At 66.8% G+C, this 18,767-nt stretch carries 20 protein-coding genes and 1 tRNA gene; 11 read left to right on the forward strand and 10 right to left on the reverse strand.

Features of this window, described 5'->3' with window-relative positions; genetic code table 11:
* Positions 1 to 32: 32 nt before the first annotated feature.
* Positions 33 to 1,421 carry a sensor histidine kinase RegB gene (gene regB / locus G0Q01_RS07490; protein ID WP_164192751.1) on the reverse strand — a complete coding sequence of 463 codons (1,389 nt, stop codon included), beginning with the start codon at positions 1,419 to 1,421 and terminating at the stop codon, positions 33 to 35.
* 141 nt (positions 1,422 to 1,562) lie between these two features.
* Between regB and G0Q01_RS07495 the strand changes: the two genes are divergently transcribed.
* Positions 1,563 to 2,198: an SCO family protein gene (locus G0Q01_RS07495; RefSeq protein WP_164213181.1), complete on the forward strand. Its 636-nt coding sequence runs from the start codon at positions 1,563 to 1,565 to the stop codon at positions 2,196 to 2,198.
* 77 nt (positions 2,199 to 2,275) lie between these two features.
* A complete protein-coding gene (locus G0Q01_RS07500) occupies positions 2,276 to 2,830 on the forward strand; it encodes an ActR/PrrA/RegA family redox response regulator transcription factor (RefSeq protein WP_108964175.1) in 555 nt (184 codons plus the stop codon).
* A gap of 105 nt (positions 2,831 to 2,935) precedes the next feature.
* On the opposite strand, the gene G0Q01_RS07505 is transcribed toward G0Q01_RS07500, so the two are convergent.
* The 3 genes from G0Q01_RS07505 to G0Q01_RS07515 are packed head-to-tail and all read right to left on the reverse strand — an operon-like array spanning position 2,936 to position 4,427.
* A complete protein-coding gene (locus tag G0Q01_RS07505) occupies positions 2,936 to 3,325 on the reverse strand; it encodes a GNAT family N-acetyltransferase (protein WP_164213282.1) in 390 nt (129 codons plus the stop codon).
* A gap of 50 nt (positions 3,326 to 3,375) precedes the next feature.
* Positions 3,376 to 3,978, reverse strand: a complete 603-nt coding sequence (locus tag G0Q01_RS07510) for an HD family hydrolase (RefSeq protein WP_164192742.1) — start codon at positions 3,976 to 3,978, stop codon at positions 3,376 to 3,378.
* A 2-nt stretch (positions 3,979 to 3,980) separates the two neighbouring features.
* The gene (locus G0Q01_RS07515; protein ID WP_164213182.1) at positions 3,981 to 4,427 is read right to left on the reverse strand and encodes an FkbM family methyltransferase; all 447 of its coding nucleotides are present in this window, start codon (positions 4,425 to 4,427) and stop codon (positions 3,981 to 3,983) included.
* 122 nt (positions 4,428 to 4,549) lie between these two features.
* On the opposite strand from G0Q01_RS07515, the gene ahcY reads away from it, so the two are divergent.
* On the forward strand, positions 4,550 to 5,935 hold the full coding sequence (ahcY, locus tag G0Q01_RS07520; protein WP_108964171.1) for an adenosylhomocysteinase: 1,386 nt from the start codon (positions 4,550 to 4,552) through the stop codon (positions 5,933 to 5,935).
* A 206-nt stretch (positions 5,936 to 6,141) separates the two neighbouring features.
* The gene (locus G0Q01_RS07525; protein WP_164213183.1) at positions 6,142 to 7,491 is read left to right on the forward strand and encodes an esterase-like activity of phytase family protein; all 1,350 of its coding nucleotides are present in this window, start codon (positions 6,142 to 6,144) and stop codon (positions 7,489 to 7,491) included.
* An 80-nt stretch (positions 7,492 to 7,571) separates the two neighbouring features.
* Here the strand turns inward: G0Q01_RS07525 and G0Q01_RS07530 are convergent, their stop codons facing one another.
* Together G0Q01_RS07530 and G0Q01_RS07535 are read right to left on the reverse strand one after the other, a co-directional pair.
* Positions 7,572 to 9,137 (reverse strand): sodium:alanine symporter family protein, encoded by a 1,566-nt coding sequence (locus G0Q01_RS07530; RefSeq protein ID WP_108964169.1) that lies wholly within the window; start codon positions 9,135 to 9,137, stop codon positions 7,572 to 7,574.
* A gap of 17 nt (positions 9,138 to 9,154) precedes the next feature.
* The gene (locus G0Q01_RS07535; RefSeq protein ID WP_108964168.1) at positions 9,155 to 9,592 is read right to left on the reverse strand and encodes a universal stress protein; all 438 of its coding nucleotides are present in this window, start codon (positions 9,590 to 9,592) and stop codon (positions 9,155 to 9,157) included.
* Positions 9,593 to 9,855: 263 nt separating this feature from the next.
* On the opposite strand from G0Q01_RS07535, the gene G0Q01_RS07540 reads away from it, so the two are divergent.
* Positions 9,856 to 10,197, forward strand: coding sequence for a DUF2853 family protein (locus G0Q01_RS07540; RefSeq protein ID WP_108964167.1), 342 nt, complete (start codon positions 9,856 to 9,858; stop codon positions 10,195 to 10,197).
* Positions 10,198 to 10,455: 258 nt separating this feature from the next.
* Here G0Q01_RS07540 and G0Q01_RS07545 read toward each other — a convergent pair whose 3' ends face one another.
* The 4 genes from G0Q01_RS07545 to tsaD are packed head-to-tail and all read right to left on the reverse strand — an operon-like array spanning position 10,456 to position 13,190.
* Positions 10,456 to 10,875, reverse strand: coding sequence for an EVE domain-containing protein (locus tag G0Q01_RS07545; protein ID WP_164213184.1), 420 nt, complete (start codon positions 10,873 to 10,875; stop codon positions 10,456 to 10,458).
* A gap of 4 nt (positions 10,876 to 10,879) precedes the next feature.
* A complete protein-coding gene (locus G0Q01_RS07550; RefSeq protein ID WP_164213283.1) occupies positions 10,880 to 11,152 on the reverse strand; it encodes a YciI family protein in 273 nt (90 codons plus the stop codon).
* A gap of 2 nt (positions 11,153 to 11,154) precedes the next feature.
* The gene (locus G0Q01_RS07555) at positions 11,155 to 12,114 is read right to left on the reverse strand and encodes an NAD(P)H-dependent glycerol-3-phosphate dehydrogenase (protein WP_164213185.1); all 960 of its coding nucleotides are present in this window, start codon (positions 12,112 to 12,114) and stop codon (positions 11,155 to 11,157) included.
* Entirely contained in the window at positions 12,111 to 13,190 is a 1,080-nt protein-coding gene (gene tsaD / locus G0Q01_RS07560) for a tRNA (adenosine(37)-N6)-threonylcarbamoyltransferase complex transferase subunit TsaD (RefSeq protein ID WP_108964163.1), read from the reverse strand. Before tsaD ends, G0Q01_RS07555 begins: the two co-directional genes overlap by 4 nt.
* Before the next feature lie 87 nt (positions 13,191 to 13,277).
* Between tsaD and G0Q01_RS07565 the strand changes: the two genes are divergently transcribed.
* From G0Q01_RS07565 to G0Q01_RS07590, 6 genes are all read left to right on the forward strand, one after another.
* Complete coding sequence (locus G0Q01_RS07565; RefSeq protein WP_164213186.1) at positions 13,278 to 14,078, forward strand: uroporphyrinogen-III synthase; 801 nt, start codon at positions 13,278 to 13,280, stop codon at positions 14,076 to 14,078.
* A gap of 13 nt (positions 14,079 to 14,091) precedes the next feature.
* Positions 14,092 to 15,609, forward strand: coding sequence for a COG4223 family protein (locus tag G0Q01_RS07570; RefSeq protein ID WP_164213187.1), 1,518 nt, complete (start codon positions 14,092 to 14,094; stop codon positions 15,607 to 15,609).
* Between the two features lie 18 nt (positions 15,610 to 15,627).
* On the forward strand, positions 15,628 to 17,205 hold the full coding sequence (locus G0Q01_RS07575; RefSeq protein WP_164213188.1) for a heme biosynthesis protein HemY: 1,578 nt from the start codon (positions 15,628 to 15,630) through the stop codon (positions 17,203 to 17,205).
* A gap of 45 nt (positions 17,206 to 17,250) precedes the next feature.
* Positions 17,251 to 17,326, forward strand: a tRNA-Thr gene (locus tag G0Q01_RS07580).
* Between the two features lie 352 nt (positions 17,327 to 17,678).
* The gene (locus tag G0Q01_RS07585) at positions 17,679 to 18,053 is read left to right on the forward strand and encodes a CidA/LrgA family protein (RefSeq protein ID WP_203594932.1); all 375 of its coding nucleotides are present in this window, start codon (positions 17,679 to 17,681) and stop codon (positions 18,051 to 18,053) included.
* A complete protein-coding gene (locus G0Q01_RS07590; protein WP_108964160.1) occupies positions 18,050 to 18,766 on the forward strand; it encodes an LrgB family protein in 717 nt (238 codons plus the stop codon). The genes G0Q01_RS07585 and G0Q01_RS07590 overlap by 4 nt, the downstream gene beginning before the upstream one ends.
* Position 18,767 lies beyond the last annotated feature (1 nt).

Genomic DNA, 18,767 nt, shown 5'->3' on the forward strand with positions numbered 1-18,767 from the left:
AGCGATCAAGAGCGGTGCGCAGAGGGGTGAGGTCAGGCGCCGAAGGCGGGATTCTCGCCGAGCGGGGTGCCGGGCGCGGTCTCGGGCGCGACGATGGCCACGCGCGGCCAGACCAGTTCGACCACCGCGCCCCGGCGTGTGCCCGGAGGCTCGGGTGCGGTCGGATCCGAGCCATTGGCGAAGCTCAACTCGGCGCCGGAGCGCTCCAGCAGGGTCTTTGCGATGAAAAGGCCCAGCCCCATGCCCTCGTATTCGGGCCGGGCGCGGCGTTCGGCCTCGGTCTTGCGGCGGCGGATCATCGGATCGCCGATCCGGCCTATGAGATGCGGCGGGAAGCCCGGCCCGTCGTCGATGATCCGCACGGTGACGCTTTGCGCATCCCAGCCGGTCTCGATCCAGACCCGGCTGCGGGCGAAATCGACGGCATTCTGCACGAGATTGCGCAGCCCGTGGATCACCTCTGGGTGACGCAGGACCTGCGGCATGGGCAGATCGGTGTCGCCGATCGTCTCGAGGCTGACGTGCTTGCCGCGGTTCTCGTGCGGCTCGGCTGCTTCGCGGATCACCTCGGTGAGCGGAGCAGTGCGCAGGTGCAGATCGTCCTTCCCCGCCCGGCCCATGGAGCGAAGGATGTCGCGGCAGCGGTCGGCCTGCGCCCGGATCAGCCGTGCGTCCTCCTGCAGCTCGGGGCGGTCGTCAAGCTCTTCGATGAGCTCGGCCGAGGTCAGCTTGATGGTTGCCAGAGGCGTGCCCAGCTCATGCGCCGCCGCAGCCACCACGCCGCCCAGGTCGTTGAGTTTCTGCTGCCGCGACAGCGCCATCTGGGTGGCGTTGAGCGCATCTGACATGGCGTTCATCTCGGTGGTGACCCGGCGGGCATAGACCGACAGGAAGACCAGAGCGATGGCGATGGCCGCCCATTGACCGAAGACGAAGAGATCGGGGATCTGCAGCACCTGCCCGTCGACCGTGTGCAGCGGCACATGCGCAAAGACCATGCCCGAGATCAGCAGGAAGGCAGTGACGTTGAGCACGATGGTCGAGCGCAGCGAGAGCATCACCGCCGAAACGGTCACCGGCCCCAGCACCATGACAGAGAAGGGATTGTGCAGCCCGCCGGTGAGATAGAGCAGGAAGCACAGCTGCAAGAGGTCGAACATCACCATGAGGAAGTTCTCGGCTTCCGACAGGCGCTTGGTCTCGGGGAAGATCAGGCTGGCGACGAGGTTGCCGATCACCGAAATGCCGACGGCGAGATAGCACAGGCCGAGCGGCAGCTGCAGATCGTAGACCGATTGGGCCACCACAAGCGCCGCGATCTGGCCGACGATGGCCACCCAGCGCAGCAGGATCATCGTGCGCAGCCGGATGAAGGTGCTGCGTTCTTCCTGCCAGGGCAGGACCAGGTCCGTCGGGCTCATGCCGGTGTCTTCTTTCGCATGGTTTCTTGGCTTGCGCCCCGGGGGGCAATCGTTAGGTCTGGGAGTGTCATGCTTGGGTCGGGGATTTGCAATGCGCCTCGCCCCGGCGCCGGCCCGATCGATCCCCGGAAGGAACCCGCCATGAAACCCGCCACGCTTGTCGCCATTGTCGCCGCCGGCGGCCTCGTCGCCCTTTCCGCCGGGATCTGGGTGGCAACCCAATGGGGCCGGGGAGACGATCCATTTGCCGACTGCCGCGAAGGCGTGGTGGCAGGCGGGGCCGGGGCGATCGGCGGACCCTTCGAGCTGGTGCTCCCCTCGGGAGAGACGGTGACCGACGCCGATGTGATCACCGAGCCGACGCTGCTTTATTTCGGCTACACCTTCTGCCCGGACATCTGCCCGCTCGACAATATCCGCAACGCCGATGCGGTCGACCTGCTGGCCGAGGCCGGCTATTCGGCGACGCCGATGATGATCTCGGTCGATCCGGCGCGGGACACGCCCGAGGTCATGGGGCAGTATGCCGCGAACATTCACGACAAGATGATCGGGCTGACCGGCTCGGAAGCGCAGGTCGCGCAGGCCGCGAAGGCCTACCGCGCCTATTACAAAAAGAACGACGAGGATCCCGAGTTCTACTCTGTGGATCATTCGGCCTTTACCTACCTCGTCTTGCCGGGACTTGGCTTCGCCGAGTTTTTCCGCCGCGACGTGTCGCCGGTGCAGCTGGCCGAGCGTACCACCTGCTTCATCGATCGCATGGGTCCGGCTTGATTTGACCGCATGTCGCGGGCGGGATAAGAGAATTTCTCATACGGCGCTTCAAGCCGGTCCATAGGACGGGGGCCTCCGTGGCGGAACTCACACAAGACGACCTGGGCGACGATCGCTCGCTGCTGCTTGTCGATGACGACGAGCCTTTCCTCAAGCGGCTGGCCAAGGCCATGGAGAAACGGGGCTTCGAGGTCGAGATTGCCGAGTCGGTCGCGGCCGGCACTGCCATCGCCAAGGCGCGTCCGCCGGCCTATGCCGTGGTCGACCTGAGGCTCGAGGATGGCAACGGGCTCGACGTGGTCGAGGTGCTGCGCGAGCGGCGCCCAGACAGCCGCATCGTCGTGCTGACCGGCTATGGTGCCATCGCCACCGCCGTCGCCGCGGTGAAGATCGGCGCCACCGACTACCTGTCGAAGCCGGCCGACGCCACCGACATCACCAATGCCCTGCTGTCGCGCGGCGACGACCTGCCGCCGCCGCCGGAGAACCCGATGAGCGCCGACCGTGTTCGTTGGGAGCACATCCAGCGGGTCTACGAGCTTTGCGACCGCAACGTGTCGGAAACCGCGCGGCGTCTCAACATGCACCGCCGGACTTTGCAGCGCATCCTCGCGAAGCGCTCTCCGAAGTGAGGGGCCGCGCCCGGGCAAGCGCGGCCTCCGGCGGCGGTATGTCTGCCTAGGAGAAATCAGGGGCCGCGCTTCGCAAGGGCGCGGCTTCCGTCTGTCCGGCAGGGCTCAGAGGTCGTAGCGCTTGAGCACCTTGTCGACGGTGCCGCCATCGCCGAGCAGGTAGTTGCGGATCGTGCCGTAGTCCTCGAAGCCGCGACTCTGATAGTAGATCAACCCGCCCTCGTTGTCGGCGCGGATCTCGGCGTTGATCCAGGCGTAGGCTTCGTCGCGGCAGGCGGCGCGGGTGGCCTCGAAAAGCGCCGAACCGATGCCGAGCCCGGTGCGGCCGACCCGCGCGAAAGTTGCGATCTGCGCGACGGTGTCCGCCTCGTCCTCTGCAACGTGCCAGACGGCGCGCGGCGTGCCCATCCAGTGGCGCAGGTCCTCTCCGCTGACGGGCTGTGTCATCGCCGTGGTGCCGCCCTGCGCGATGATCTCGTTGAGCAGCTCGGCCATCGGCCGCGCATCGAGCGTGCCCGCACGGCGGATGGAGATCCCAGCGCGGCTCACAGCAGCGCCAGCAGCTCGGCGTGGCGCGCGGTATAGGCGCGGCGCACCTCGACCGGCGGACGCAGGTGGATGTCGAGCCCTTCGACAAGGGTAGCGTCGGGGCGCTTGAAGAAGCGCGAGGCTTCGGTTTCGGAGAAGCCGGCGATCTGGGTGGCTTCCATCCAGGCCGAGACGTTATCGGCCTTCTTGATCTGCTTCTTGAGACGGATGCCGGGCGTGGCGGGCAGGCCGAAGCGGATATGGATCGCCGCCGCCAGCCGCTTGTCGAGTTCGCCGTAGCCCGGGCCGACCGCCGCTTTCACCGGTGAGATCATGTCGCCGATGACGTATTCGGGCGCGTCATGCAGCAGCGCGAAGAGTTTCTCGGCGGGACTGGCACCGGGGCACAGACGGCAGAACAGCGTCTCGACCAGCAGCGAATGCTCGGCGACGGAATAGGGGAAGTCGCCCCGGGTCTGGCCGTTCCAGCGGGCGACGAAGGCGAGGCCGTGGGCGATGTCCTCGATCTCGATGTCCACCGGCGTGGGGTCGAGCAGGTCGAGGCGTCGGCCGGAGAGCATGCGCTGCCAGGCGCGGGGTTGCTTGGGTTTGGGAGGCATCTTCAGAGGTCCAGGTCTTCCGTGGCGTAGACAAAATTGCCGTGCAGCTTGCCGCGGACCCAGTGGCCGAGGCCGCGGAACCTGCGCTGGATCCAGGTCTCGTTCCCGCGGTTCTCGAGGATCAGGATTGGCCTGCAGCGGTGGATGAGGTGATAGGCGCCCTTGAGCGCGCGCTTCTCGTGACCCTCGACGTCGAGTTGCAAGATGGTCACCTGCCGGTCGCGCGGAATAGCGAAGTCGAGCATCGCCGCTGCGACGCCGGGCAGGACGTCGCCGAAGAACGTGCCGGCGTGAACGATGTCTCCGCCGCCGGCATGGGCGCGCATGAAGGCCATGGTCTGCGGCTCATAAATTCCGCCAGCCCGGACGGCCTTCACCGCGGGGCGCGTCTCGAGCCCTTGGGGCACGCAGTAGCGCCCGTAAGCGTTGCTGGGAGGGGTCTGGTCCATGCCGCGGCTGCCTTTGGCGGATTATGCTTCCGTTTAGGCCAGACTGTGATCCACGTTGCGGGGCATAGCAAGGGATGCTACCCAGCCCAGCAATCCCGATATTCGAATTGGAGCGCCGGACCATGGCTGAAGACTATATCGTCAAGGACATCTCGCTGGCCGACTTTGGCCGCAAGGAACTCGACATCGCCGAAACCGAGATGCCGGGGCTGATGGCCTGCCGCGCCGAGTTCGGCGAGGCGCAGCCGCTGAAGGGCGCGCGGATCGTCGGCTCGCTGCACATGACGATCCAGACCGCGGTGCTGATCGAGACGCTGAAGGCGCTGGGCGCCGACGTGCGCTGGGCCTCGTGCAACATCTTCTCGACCCAGGACCACGCCGCCGCCGCGATCGCCGCGGGCGGCACGCCGGTCTTTGCCGTAAAGGGGCAGACGCTGGAAGAGCACTGGGATTACCTCGATCGCTCGTTCCAGTTCCCCGAGGGCGCGAACATGATCCTCGACGACGGCGGCGACGCGACGCTCTACATCCTGCTCGGCGCGCGCGCCGAGGCGGGCGAGGATCTGGGCGTGGCGACCTCGGAAGAGGAAGCGGTGATCCACGCGCAGATCAAGAAGCGCATGGAGCAGAGCCCGGGCTGGTTCGCCAAGACCCGCGAGGCGATCATGGGCGTCTCGGAAGAGACCACCACCGGCGTGCATCGCCTGTATGATCTGCAGAAGAAGGGCCAGCTGCCCTTCCCGGCGATCAACGTCAACGACAGCGTCACCAAGTCGAAGTTCGACAACAAGTACGGCTGCCGCGAGAGCCTCGTGGACGGCATCCGCCGCGCCACCGACGTGATGATGGCGGGCAAGGTCGCCGTGGTCTGCGGCTACGGCGACGTGGGCAAGGGCTCGGCCGCCTCGCTGGCCGGTGCCGGTGCGCGCGTGAAAGTGACCGAGGCTGACCCGATCTGCGCCCTGCAGGCGGCGATGGACGGCTTCGAGGTGGTGTTGCTGGAGGACGTCGTTGCCGACGCCGACATCTTCATCACCACCACCGGCAACAAGGACGTGATCCGCATCGAGCACATGCGCGAGATGAAGAACATGGCCATCGTCGGCAACATCGGCCACTTCGACAACGAGATCCAGGTGGCCTCGCTGAAGAACCACAAGTGGACCAACATCAAGGACCAGGTGGACATGATCGAGATGCCCTCGGGCAACAAGATCATCCTGCTGTCGGAAGGCCGCCTGCTGAACCTCGGCAATGCCACCGGTCACCCGAGCTTCGTGATGTCGGCCTCCTTCACCAACCAGGTGCTGGCGCAGATCGAGCTCTACAAGAACGGCGACCAATACGAGAACAAGGTCTACATCCTGCCCAAGCACCTCGACGAGAAAGTGGCGCGGCTGCACCTCGATCGGGTCGGTGCCAAGCTGACCACGCTCTCGACCGAGCAGGCGGCCTATATCGGCGTGACGCCGGAAGGGCCGTTCAAGCCCGAGCACTACCGCTACTGAGTTAGGGTCTGTTTCAGGCTATTTTGCAGACGCCCCGCCGTTCGGTGGGGCGTTTCGCATTTGAGGGCGTGCCGATGCCTCCGGCGGGAATACCCGGGCAAAGATGACAGGGCGCCGGGTTTCACCGGAGCGTCACATCACGGCCACGTGAGCGTTACGCAATGTCCGTAGCAGCGGCGCATCAATGCATCCACGAGGAGTTCCCGATGCGCCTTTCGCTTTCCCTTCTCGCCCTCGCCAGCGCGGCCGCCGCGCCCGCCACGGCCCAGGAGATCTTTCCGGCCAAGCTCGCCGGTCACGCCTACCTGCCCGCCCTGTCGCTGGTCGAGCCGCCGGCGGATGCGCCGCGCGACGCCTGGCTCTCCGGCAAGTTCACCGGCGCCGCGCGCAACGGCCAAGCGATGAGCGTCGAGGGCAACACCGGCAAGACCTACGGCAACCACGGCACCGGCATCTCGCTGCCCTTCATCGGCCAGCCGGTGCAGGGCATGTCGGGTTTTGCCATGACCCGCGCCGAGGACGGCAGCTTCTACACGCTGACCGACAACGGCTTCGGCTCGAAGCGCAACTCGCCCGACGCCATGCTGTTCTTCCACCGCATGGCGCCGGATTTCGAGACCGGCACGGTCGAGCGCCGCGAGACGATTTTCCTGTCGGACCCGGACCACAAGGTGCCCTTCCGCATTGCCTATGAAGGCACCGAGAGCCGCTATCTGACTGGCGCCGACTTCGACACGGAGTCGATCCAGGTGCTGGACGGTGACGTTTGGATCGGCGACGAGTTCGGCCCCTACATCATCCGCGCCGGGCTGGACGGCGTGGTGAAAGATGTCTTTGCCACCGAGCTCGACGGCAAGGAGCTTCATGGCCCCGACACTTACAGCGTTTTTGTCCCCGCGACTGCGGGCACCGACTACCAGGTGCAGCGCTCGGGCGGCTACGAGGGCATGGCGCTGCAACCGGGCACGGACCTGCTTTGGGCGATGCTGGAAAAGCCGATCCTGATCGAGGGCGGTGAAACCGAGGGGCCCTTCCTGCGGGTCATCGCTTTCGACCCTAAAGCAGGGGAATGGACCGGTGAGAGCGTGAAGTTCCAGCTTGCCGAGGGTGCCACGGCGATCGGTGATTTCAACTTCATCGACGAGACCCGCGCGCTGGTCATCGAGCGAGACAACGGCGAGGGCGACATGACGCAGGCCTGCGCCGAGGGTGCGACCGAGACCGCCGAGTGCTATCCGAACCCCGCCAAGGTGAAGAACATCGTGCTGGTCGACATGAGCGACACCGACGAAGAGGGCTTCATCCGCCGCATTGGCCAGATCGACCTGCTGAACATCGCCGACCCCGATGCCAAGGCGCTCGAGGGCATGGGCGCGGGCGGCGATCACTTCAGCTTCCCCTTCTTCACCATCGAGGACGTGATCGCGGTGGACGAGACCCACATCCTGGTCGCCAACGACAACAACCTGCCTTTCTCGGGCGGGCGCGTGCCGGGCGAGGCGGCGCACAACGAGTTCATCCTGCTCGAGGTTCCGGAACTGCTGGCCGCGAAGTAAGGCTCTGTTCCACGCAAAAAGGGGGCGCCTTTCGGCGCCCCCTTCGTGTTCCGTCGTGTCGTGCCGTGTCGTGTCGGGGCTCAGGCGTAGCGCTTGATCTCGCCCGACTTCAGCCGGCTCATGTAGCTGTTCATCTCGGCCTTCACGATCGGCATCAGGAAGTAGAGGCCGACGATGTTGAAGAGCGCCATCGCGAAGATCGCCGCATCCGAGAAGTCGATCACCGGGCCGAGGTTCATCGCCGCGCCGATGATGACGAAGATGCAGAACAGGACCTTGAAGCTCACCTCTTGGAACTTGCCTTCGCCGAACATGTAGGTCCAGGCCTTGAGCCCGTAGTAGCTCCAGGAGATCATCGTCGAGAAGGCGAAGAGGATCACCGCCAGCGCCAGCACGTAGGGGAACCACGAGATGGCGGATCCGAAGGCCGCCGAGGTCAGCGCCACGCCCGAGACGTCGCCCAGGGTCTCGACACGGCCCAGCTCGGCGTTCCAGATGTACTGGCCGGTCTCCGCGTCCACTTGCAGCACGCCGGTGATCACGATGACCAGCGCGGTCATGGTGCAGATCACCACCGTGTCGATGAAAGGCTCGAGCAGCGACACGAACCCCTCGGTGATCGGCTCCTTGGTGCGCACCGCCGAGTGGGCGATGGCCGCAGAGCCGACGCCCGCCTCGTTCGAGAAGGCCGCCCGCTTGAAGCCCTGGATCAGCGCGCCGACGAGCCCGCCCGCGACGCCGAGCCCGGTGAAGGCGCCGTCGAAAATCTGGCCAAGTGCCCAGCCGATCCGGTCATAATTCATCAAGATGATGATCAGCGCCGTGCCGACGTAGAGCACGCCCATGAAGGGAACGATCTTCTCGGTGACCTGGGCGATGCTTTTCAGGCCGCCGATGATCACCGCAAAGACGATGGCCGCGAAGATCACACCGGTGATCCAGCCCGGGTAGTCGCCGATGATATTGGCAAGCTGCGCATGCGCCTGGTTGGCCTGGAACATGTTGCCGCCGCCCAGCGAGCCGAGCACGCAGACGATCGAGAAGCAGATCGCCAACACCTTGCCGAAGCCGGCAAACCCGCGCTCCGCCATGCCCTTGCTGAGGTAGTACATCGGTCCGCCCGAGACGGTGCCGTCGGCGTATTCATTGCGGTATTTCACGCCAAGCGTGCATTCGGTGAACTTGGACGCCATCCCCATGAGACCCGCGAGGATCATCCAGAAGGTCGCGCCGGGTCCGCCGATCGACACGGCCACGGCCACACCGGCGATATTGCCGAGACCGACCGTGCCCGAAAGCGCCGTGGCGAGGGCCTGGAAGTGGCTGACCTCGCCGGCGTCATCGGGATCGGAATACTTGCCTGACACCAGCGCGATCGAATGCGGGAAGGCGCGGAACTGCACGAAGGCGAAATAGAGCGTGAAGATCGTCGCCGCGACCACCAGCCAGAGCACGATCCACGGGAAGGATGTGCCGGGGAAGGGGGCGAAGATGAAGTTGACGAAGGGGGTGGTAAAGCGGCCGACAACCTCGTTGATCCGATCGTCGAGGGTCTGCGCCGCCTCCTGCGCTTGGACGGGAAGGGCGGCGAGCGTCGCGCCGAGGGCCGGAAGGCCGACGCGAAGGGCGATTTGAATGGGTTTCATGACGGGTCTCCAGCGGCTCAGGGCACGATGACGGTTGGCACGGGGGCGACCTGCGCAAGGCCAAGGGGCACCGATCCAAAGATGCGTGCGGCCATGGACTGCGTGCCGGACCTGCCGACGAAGATCATGCTCGCGCCCGCCTCAGACGCGATCTCGGCCACCAGCTCGACCACCGATCCGTAGCGGATGCGGCAGTCGCCCTCGAGCCCGGCGGCGTGCACCTTGGCGAGCGCCGGATCGAGCATCACCTCCCTGGCCCGCGCCATTTCCTGCTTGCGGCGGGCGTGGCGCTCCTCGATTTCCTGAGGTGTCAGGAACTTGTAGGGCGACCATTCAAGGATATGGACAAGCAGCAAGGCCGCATCGTCCTTCTTGGCCCGCGCGATTGCATAATCGAGCAGACCGTCATCACCTTCCTTGTTCTCGTAGGCGACGACAAACGTCTCTGTTGCCATTGGAATTCCCCGGGTTTCTGCGTTTGAGAGCACAGGGCGATGCCCGTTATCCGGGTCTGCCAATCCTTGCACTCCCCCGCCCATGCTGCGGGCGGCATCACGGCTTTGTCACTAAAAAAAGTTTAACGCCATGACGCGAGTACGCGCTGTGCAGAAAAACAGAACGATTTTCCTCTCTTTATCAACAATCAAGGGGGACTATAGTCTGGTCAGGAAAAGCTGCGCCCGGCGCGCAGGAAGACCCAGTTCAGGAGGAGAGTGAGATGGGCAAGCGAGACGATCTTATCGAGAAATATGCCGCGGACCTGCGCGAGAAATGCGGCACGGAGCCAGACATGGATCTGCTTACCCAGGTCACCATCGGCTGCGGTCCGTCGATCTACGATACCGATGCCTCGACCGTTGCCGCCAGCGAAGCGCACGAGCTGGAGACCGTGAAGGACAACTTTCTGGTCAAGAAGCTGGGGCTCGAGGACGGGCCGGAACTGATGGAGGCGATCAATGCCGTGGTCGATACCTACGGGCGCTCCGAGCGCAACAAGTACCGGGCGGTGGTCTACTACCTGCTGGTGAAGCATTTCGGCAAGGAAGGCGCCTACGCCTGAGGGCGGGTCGCTAGAATTCTAAACACTACCGCTTTGCGCCCAGGGCGCGGCCATGCGACATTCTAGGCTCGGCCAGAACGGTCGGGTCCAGTTTCTCCGAAACGTGCGTGGGAGCACGCGGGGTGGTACAGGGGTCCGGCTCTTGGCGGACCCCTGTTTGCGTGGTGAAGCGGCGCGCGTTGCTTCCGGTGCCGGTATTCTCAGACCGTCCGCGACTCCCGTCCGGCCCAAGCGCTGCCAAGCGGCCTCAGCGCCGGATCAGGCCTTCAGCCCGCCCTTGGCGCAGATGTGCAAGAACTCGGCCTCGGTCACCGGCTGCACCGACAGGCGCGACTGCTTGATCAGCGCCATCTCCGAGAGGGCCGGGTCTGCCTTGACTTCATCGAGCGTGACCGGGCTCGGCAGCGTTTCGACAGCCTTGATGTCCACGCATTCCCAGCGCGGGTCATCGGCCTTGCTGTCGGGGTGCACCTCGGCGCAGATCTCGATGATGCCGACAACCGCCTTCTCGCTCTGCGAGTGGTAGAAGAAGCCGCGGTCGCCGAGTTTCATCTCGCGCATGAAGTTGCGGGCCTGGTAGTTGCGGACGCCGTCCCATTCCTCGCCCGCGTCGCCCTTCGCGAGCTGGTCCTCCCAGGACCAGGTCGAGGGCTCGGACTTGAAGAGCCAGTATCTCATCTGGTCACCCGATGACCTTTTTCCACGCGGTCAGCGTGACGCTCTCGAAGAGGCCGGCCAGCGCATAGGGATCCTTGTCGGCCCAGTCCTGCGCCGCGGCCATGTCGGCGACGTCGAGGATGACCAGGCTGCCGGCCATCTCGCCGGCGTCATCCAGCAGCGGTCCCGCCTGTGCGACCACGCCGGTGCGTTCGATGTAGGCGAGATGTTCCGCACGGGTATCCTTGCGGATCTGCAGGGCACCGGGTTTGTCCTTGGCGAAAAGCGCGACGAGCATGGTCATTCCTCCTTCAGGGGTCGAGACAGAAGCTCTTCCAGAGCCTCGGCGATGGTGACTTTGCCTTCGGTCAGCGCGGCGACAACGCCCGAGACCGGCATGGGGAGTCCGTCACGCGCCGCGAGCGCGGCGACGGCGCGGGCAGTGGCGGCGCCCTCGACGGTGACCGAGGGGTCGAATCCCTCGGCGCGGCCGAGCGCCTGGCCGTAGCGGTAGTTGCGCGACAACTCCGAAGTGCACGTGAGCGCCAGGTCGCCAAGGCCCGAAAGCCCCGTGATCGTCTCTGATTTTGCTCCCAGATGTACCGCAAGCCGGGTCATCTCGGCAAAGCCACGGGTCATCAGCGCGGCACGGGCGCTGTCGCCGAAGCCGGCGCCGATGCAGGCGCCGCAGGCGATGGCCATGACGTTCTTCAGGGCGCCGCCGACCTCGGCACCGGTGACATCCGTGCTGCGGTAGAGCCTCAGCGTCTTGGTCGAGAGCACGTGCTGCAGCACCAGCCCCGCCTCGGCGTCTGCGCAGGCCAGCGTCAGCGCTGTCGGCAGGCCGCGGGCAATGTCCGCGGCAAAGCTCGGGCCGGTGAGGATTGCGGGCAGGGCGCCGGGCTTGGAATGGGCGATCACATGGCTCGGCCCCTCGCCGGTCGCCAGATCGATGCCCTTGCAGCAGGCGACCAGCTTCTGCCCCTCGAGCGGCTGGGCAATCGACCCCAATACGGACGAAAGCGTCTGCATCGGCACCGCGAGCAGCAGCGTCTCGGCGGTCGAGGCGCGGGCGAGATCGGCGGTGACCTCGATCCCTTCAGGCAGGGTCACCCCGGGCAGGCGGGCGGTCTGGCGGCTTTGCGCCATCGCGCCCATGGTGTCCGCGTCGCGGCCCCAGAGCATCACCTTCCGGCCGTCCTGCGCCAGCGCCACGGCCAGCGCCGTGCCAAAGGCACCCGCGCCCAGAACGCCAATCATGCCTTTGCCCCTTTTTTCCCCGAGCCGAGCAGCGGCGCGGCGGTCTTGTCGAGTGGCCAGCGTGGACGCGCGGCAAGGGTCATGTCAGACACTTCCCCGGCCGCCAGAAGCTCGCCGCCGGCATAGGCGATCATCGCCGCATTGTCGGTACAAAGCCGCAGCGGCGGGGCGGTGAAGGCCACCCCATGCTCTTCGCAGAGACCTTCCAGCGCGCCGCGCAGGGCCTTGTTGGCGGCAACGCCCCCGGCCACGGCCAGCGCCGGCTCGGCGGGAGTTTCCGCGAGATAGAGCCGCATCGCGCGCCGGGTCTTCTCGGCCAGCACGTCGCGCACCGCCGCCTGGAAACCGGCGCAGAGGTCGGCCACGTCCTGCCGGTGAAGCCCGCCCTGCTCCTCGATCAGCTTGTCGCGCAGGCGCAGCAGCGCGGTCTTCAACCCCGAGAAGGACAGATCGCAGCCCTCGCGGTCGAGCAGCGGACGTGGGAAACGGAAACGTGTCTCGTCGCCGGATTCCGCCGCCTCCTCGACCGAGGGGCCGCCGGGCTGCGCCAGCCCGAGCAGGCGGGCGGTCTTGTCGAAAGCCTCACCGGGCGCGTCGTCGATGGTGCCGCCGAGCCGCTTGAAGGCCTGCGGGCCGCGCACGATCAGGAACTGGCAATGCCCGCCCGAGACCAGCAGCATCAGATAGGGATAGGCGAGCCCGTCGGTCAGCCGCGGCGTCAGCGCGTGGCCGGCAAGGTGGTTCACCCCGATCAGCGGCTTGCCGGTGGCCGCCGCGATGCCCTTGCCCATCATCACGCCCGAGAGCACGCCGCCGATCAGACCGGGGCCCGCGGTCACCGCGATGGCATCGAGCTCGGTCACCGGCACCCCGGCCTGCACCAGCGCCTGTTCGATGGCCAGATCGAGCTTCTCGGCGTGGGCGCGGGCGGCAATTTCGGGCACCACGCCGCCAAAGGCCGCGTGCAGCTCGTTCTGGCCGAGCACCACCGAGGACAGGATCTCTTGCCCGCGCAACACGGCGGCGGCGGTGTCGTCACAGCTGCTTTCCAGCCCGAGGATCGTCAGTTCCGGCATCGGCACATCCGTTGCATCCCTTTGGTCCTGCAGCTACCACCAGAGCAGGGTCCTCACAATCCCGAGCCCTCCAATCCCGGAGCAAGGATGCCAGATTCCCAGCCCCTCCTGCTGCTCACCCGCCCGCGCGCGGCCTCCGCGCGTTTTCTCGGCGAGCTTCGTGACGACGGCGTTTCGGGGTTCACGCCGATCCTCAGCCCGCTGATCGAGGTCGAGACCACCGGCCCGCTGCCCGAGCTCGCGGGAGTTACCGGGCTCGTTTTCACCTCTGCAAGCGGCGTGCGCGCCTATGCCGAACTGGGGGGTACGCCGCTGCCGCTGTGCTATGCCGTGGGCGAGGCGACGGCCCGCGCGGCGCGGCTGATCGGGATGACCCCGCGCGTCGCACAGGGCGATGCCGAGGCACTTCTGGCGCTGGTTCTAGGCGAGTCGCCCGGCGGCGCGCTGCTGCATCCGCGCGGCACCCATGCGCGGGGCGATCTTGCCGCGCGACTCACCGCGGCCGGTCAGCCCTGCGCCGAGGCGGTTATTTACGACCAGCCGACTCGGCCGCTCAGCGCCGAGGCGGTCTCTGCGCTGCGCGGACAACTCCCGGTGGTCGTGCCGCTTTTTTCACCCCGCAGCGCCGCGCTCTTTGCCGCGGCTGCGCGGGACGTTAACGCTACCGCGCCGCTTTTCGCCGCATATATGAGCGCGGAGGTGGAAGCGGCCCTCTCCGGCCTCTATGTTCTCGACTCAGAGATTGTTTTGCGACCCGACGCCGGGCTTATGCGTAAGTCGGTGGAAAAGCTCCTAGAATGCGCGCGATCGCTTGTGGAGCGCGTCGGGTCCGTGAAAAGTTATGAAAGTGACGCGAGATCCGCAGAGGATCCGCAAGCGACAGATTGAAAGGGTGGACCGCGTGGCCGACAAGAAGAAGCCTCTAGACGACGCCAAGGACAAGCCGGAGGAGGGGCAGTCCTCCCCCGAGACCGAGGCCACCCTCGATGAGACGGCCGAAGGCACCGACACCGCGCCGGCGGATAACAGTGCCGCGCCCGAAGGCGAGGACACGCTCGGGGACGAGGTGAAAAACGCCGCCGGGGCCGAGAGTCTCGAGGCCGACGCGGACGATACGCTTGCCGGCGACGCGCCCGACACGATCGCAAGCACCGAGGGCACCGACACCTTCGTGACCGAGGACTCGCTCCTCAGCGCCGAGGCCGAGGACACGGTTGCGCAGGATACGGCGGCGCAGGAGCCTGCCAGTTCGATGGAATCGATCCACTCGGTGGGCGAGGCGGTCGAGCTCGACAGCGACACCGATGTGGGCAAGGACGCCGACACGCTGATCGCCGAGGGCGACGATAGCCTCGCGGCACGGACCGACACCTCCGCGCCGGCCGCCGCTGTGCCGCCGCGCGAGGTCGTCCGCGAGACGGTGGTCGAGCGCAAGGGGGGCTTCGTGCCGATGGCGCTTGGCGGCATCCTCGCCGCGGCGCTTGGCTGGGGCGCCTCGAGCTACCAGTCCGGGAGTTACCCCTTCGGCGACGGCGGCGACGCGTTCGAGGCGCAGACCGCGGCCTCTCTGGCAGAGCAATCCGAGAAGATCGACGCGCTGAGCGGCACGGTTGCCGAGACCGCGGCGCAGGTGGGCGGCATCGACCTTTCCGGGCTCGAGAGTTCCACCGCCGATCTCGGCGCGCGGATGCAGGCCGCCGAGGGCTCTGCCGCGACGCTCACCGAGCAGGTGGCGCAGTTGCAGTCCCGCATCGAGAGCATGCAGAACCAGTGGTTGTCGGAATCGGTCTCGCCCGAGGCCATGGCCGCCTACGAGAAGGCGCTTGCCGACGTGCGCACCGCGATCGAGACGCAGCGCGCCGAGGTCGAGCAGATGACCCAGGACGCCATGGCGGCGCAGCAGAGCGCCTCGGATCAGGCGATGCTGGCCAAGTCGCGCACCGCGCTGTCCGACATCAACACCGCGCTGCGCGATGGCGCGCCCTACGCCGAGGCGCTGCAGGTGCTGCAGACAAATGGTGTGAACGTCCCCGATGGGCTGGCCGCTTCCGCGGACGAGGGTGCACCGACCCAGGCTGCGCTGGTGGCCGATTTCCCGCCCGCAGCGCGCGATGCGCTTTCGGCGGCCCGCCGGGCCGAGGCCACCACCGAGGATACCGCCAGCCGGGTCACCACTTTCTTCGCCAACCAGCTTGGCGCCCGCTCGGTTGAGCCGCGCGAGGGGGACGACCCCGACGCCGTCCTCTCGCGCGCCGAGGCGGCGCTGCGATCGGCGGATCTTGGCACCGTGCTGAGCGAGCTTGCGGCTCTGCCGGAACCGGCGCAGGCCGAGCTGGCCGATTGGACCGCCCGCGCCAAGGCGCGCAAGGCGGCGCTCGACGGCGCCGATGCCGTCGCACAGACACTGAACCAGAACTGAGGGTAAGGGATCGTTTTCATGCTTTGGTCACTTCTGAAAATCGTTCTCTTCGTCGCCGTTGTGGCGGGGCTGACCCTCGGGGCCGGCTACCTGATGGAAAGCTCGGGCGGGGTGCAGGTCACCGCCGGCGGAATGGAATTCACCCTCGGGCCGCTGCAGTCGGTGATTGCCGCCATCGTGCTGGTCTTCGTGCTGTGGGTGGTCTTCAAGCTGGTCTCGCTGCTCATCGCCATCCTGAAGTTCATCAACGGCGACGATACGGCGCTGTCGCGCTATTTCGACCGCAACCGCGAGCGCAAAGGGTATCAGGCGATGTCCGAAGGGCTGCTGGCGCTGGCCTCGGGCGAGGGCAAGCTCGCCATGGCCAAGGCGCAGAAAGCCGAGCGCTACCTGCACAAGCCCGAGCTGACGCAACTGCTGACCGCGCAGGCCGCCGAGATGACCGGCGACACCCGCAAGGCCGAGGAAGTTTACAAGAAGCTCATCACCAACGAGCAGACCCGCTTCGTCGGCATCCGCGGGATGATGAAGCAGAAGCTGGCCAAGGGCGACACGGACACGGCGCTGAAGCTGGCCGAGCGCGCCTTTGCGCTCAAGCCCAAGCACGAGGAAATCCAGGATCTGCTTCTGCAGCTGCAAGCCTCGAAACATGACTGGCAGGGCGCGCGCAAGACGCTCTCGGCCAAGCTCAAGCACGGCGCCCTGCCGCGCGATGTCTACCGCCGCCGAGACGCCGTCCTGGCGCTGTCGGAAGCCAAGGACATCATGGACGAGGACAAGCCGATCGAGGCCCGCGAGGCGGCCATCGCTGCGTCGAAGGGCTCGCCCGACCTGATCCCCGGCGCGGCCATGGCGGCACGCTCTTATATCGCGCAGGACAAGCCCAAGCTGGCGACCCGCATCCTCAAGAAGGCATGGTCGGTTCAGCCGCACCCGGACCTGGCCGCCGCCTTCGCCGAGATCGCCCCGGACGAGACCCCGTCGGCCCGGATGAAGCGTTTTGGCACGCTCACCTCGATCAACCCCGAGCACCGCGAGACCAAGCTGCTCAAGGCCGAGCTGGCGCTCGCCGCCGAGGACTTTCCCGAGGCACGCCGCGCCGTGGGCAACCTCGCCGAGACCGAGCCCGATGCCCGCGTGCTCACCGTCATGGCGGCCATCGCCAAGGGCGAGGGCGCGGCCGAACCGGTGGTGCGCGGTTGGCTGGCAAAGGCGCTGCTGGCGCCGCGCGGCCCGCAGTGGGTCTGCGACAAGTGCAACCACATCCACGGCGAATGGGTGCCGGTCTGCGCCAATTGCGAGGGCTTCGATACGCTGAGCTGGCGCAGCCCGCCGCAGTCCGACGTCGCCCCCGCCGGGGCCGAGATGCTGCCGTTGATCATCGGCTCGCTCGAGGACCGCAGCGCCGAGGCCGAGGCCGCGACCGAGGCGGAAGAGGCGCACGAGGTGCTGACGCCGACGCCCGAGACGCCGGCGGACCCGCTCGACAGCGCAGAGACGTCTCCTGACCTGAAGCGGGACGTGCCGGATGCCGAGACCGTTGAAGACACGGCGGAAGGCAGCCACGGCGCGGTTGAACACGAGAAGGCAAAATAGGCCTTTTCCTGCGGCGGCCTCGGTGCTAAGAGGCCGCCCACCAGTGCCGCTGTAGCTCAGCTGGTAGAGCACGTCATTCGTAATGATGGGGTCGGGGGTTCGAGTCCCTTCAGCGGCACCACGGTCTTTCCGGAGCGCGCTCCGAAGGCCGGACAAGAGAAAAGGCCACCCGTCGCGGGTGGCCTTTTTCGTTTTATGCCGCCCGGGTTGTGATCTTTGCCACCGCGCCCCATGGGCGCGCTGGAACTGGAAGAGGGGGGCTCTGCCCCCATCCGCTGGGTGGACGTCCTTGGGATTTCGGGTCTGGAAACCAAAAAGGCAGGGTGCCGCTCTCCGAGGCGGGATGCTGGAGGTGCCGGGGGTGAAGCATGTAAGGGGCGCGGGTTTCGGGCGCGCGTCGACTACGGCCTCTCGACTTGTCTTCGCGGCAGACGCAGGTTGCGGAAAGCTCCCACCGCAAAGAGGTCCGCCCCATGCCCGCCATCGTCTCCGGTATCATCGTCCTTCTGCTCTTCCAGCTCTGCGGCGAGGTGATCTCGCGCATCTTCGGCCTGCCGCTGCCTGGCCCGGTGCTTGCCATGGTGGCGCTGGTCATTGGCATGGCGCTCTCGGAGCGGCTCCTCGCGCTTATTCGGCCGGTGGCGAGCTTCCTGCTGCAGAACCTCTCGCTGCTCTTCGTGCCGGTGGGCGTGGGGGCGGTGGCGCGCCTGTCCGAGCTCTCGGCCCACGCGCTGGCGATCGGCGTGTCGCTGATCGGCTCGACGCTTCTGGCGATCTGCGTCGGGGCGCTGACCTTCGAGCATGTGGCGCGGCGCACCGGCAACGTCGACGAGGAGGAGGAGGCATGACCGACCCGCTGCTGATCTGGTCCTATCTCGAGAGCGGGCCGCTTCTCTGGCTCACCGCCACGCTGGTCGCCTATTGGATCGGCGACCGCATCTTCCGTCTTTCGCATGGCAAGCCCTGGTTCAACCCGGTGCTGCTGTCGGTGATCGCACTGGGGGCGCTGCTGCTGGCGACGGGCACGCCCTATGAGACCTATTTCGAGGGCGCGCAGTTCGTCCACTTCATGCTCGGCCCGGCGACGGTGTCGCTGGCGCTGCCGCTGCATGCCAACCTGCGGCGGGTGCGCAAGGCGGCGCTGCCCATGGCGCTGGCGCTGCTGGCGGGCTCGCTGACCGCCGTGGTCTCGGCGCTGGGGCTGGCCTGGATGCTGGGGGCCGACTTCGGGCTTCTGGCCTCGCTGGCACCAAAGTCGGCGACTGCGCCGGTGGCAATCGGCATCTCGGAAAAGCTCGGCGGCGATCCGTCGATGACCGCGGTGCTGGTGCTGTTGACCGGGATGATCGGGGCGATCGCCGTGACGCCGATGCTGAACGCGCTGGGGCTGCGCGACTGGCGCGGGCGCGGCTTTGCCACCGGGGTTGCCGCGCATGGCGTCGGCACCGCGCGGGCGCTGCAGGTGCATCCGACAGCCGGGGCCTTTGCCGGGATTGGCATGGGGATGAACGCGGTGCTGACCGGGCTCATCGCGCCGCTGGTGCTGCAGCTCTTCCGCTAGC

Origin of the sequence: Salipiger sp. PrR007, assembly GCF_010499845.1 — a bacterium.
GTDB classification, from domain to species: Bacteria; Pseudomonadota; Alphaproteobacteria; order Rhodobacterales; family Rhodobacteraceae; genus Salipiger; species Salipiger pacificus_A.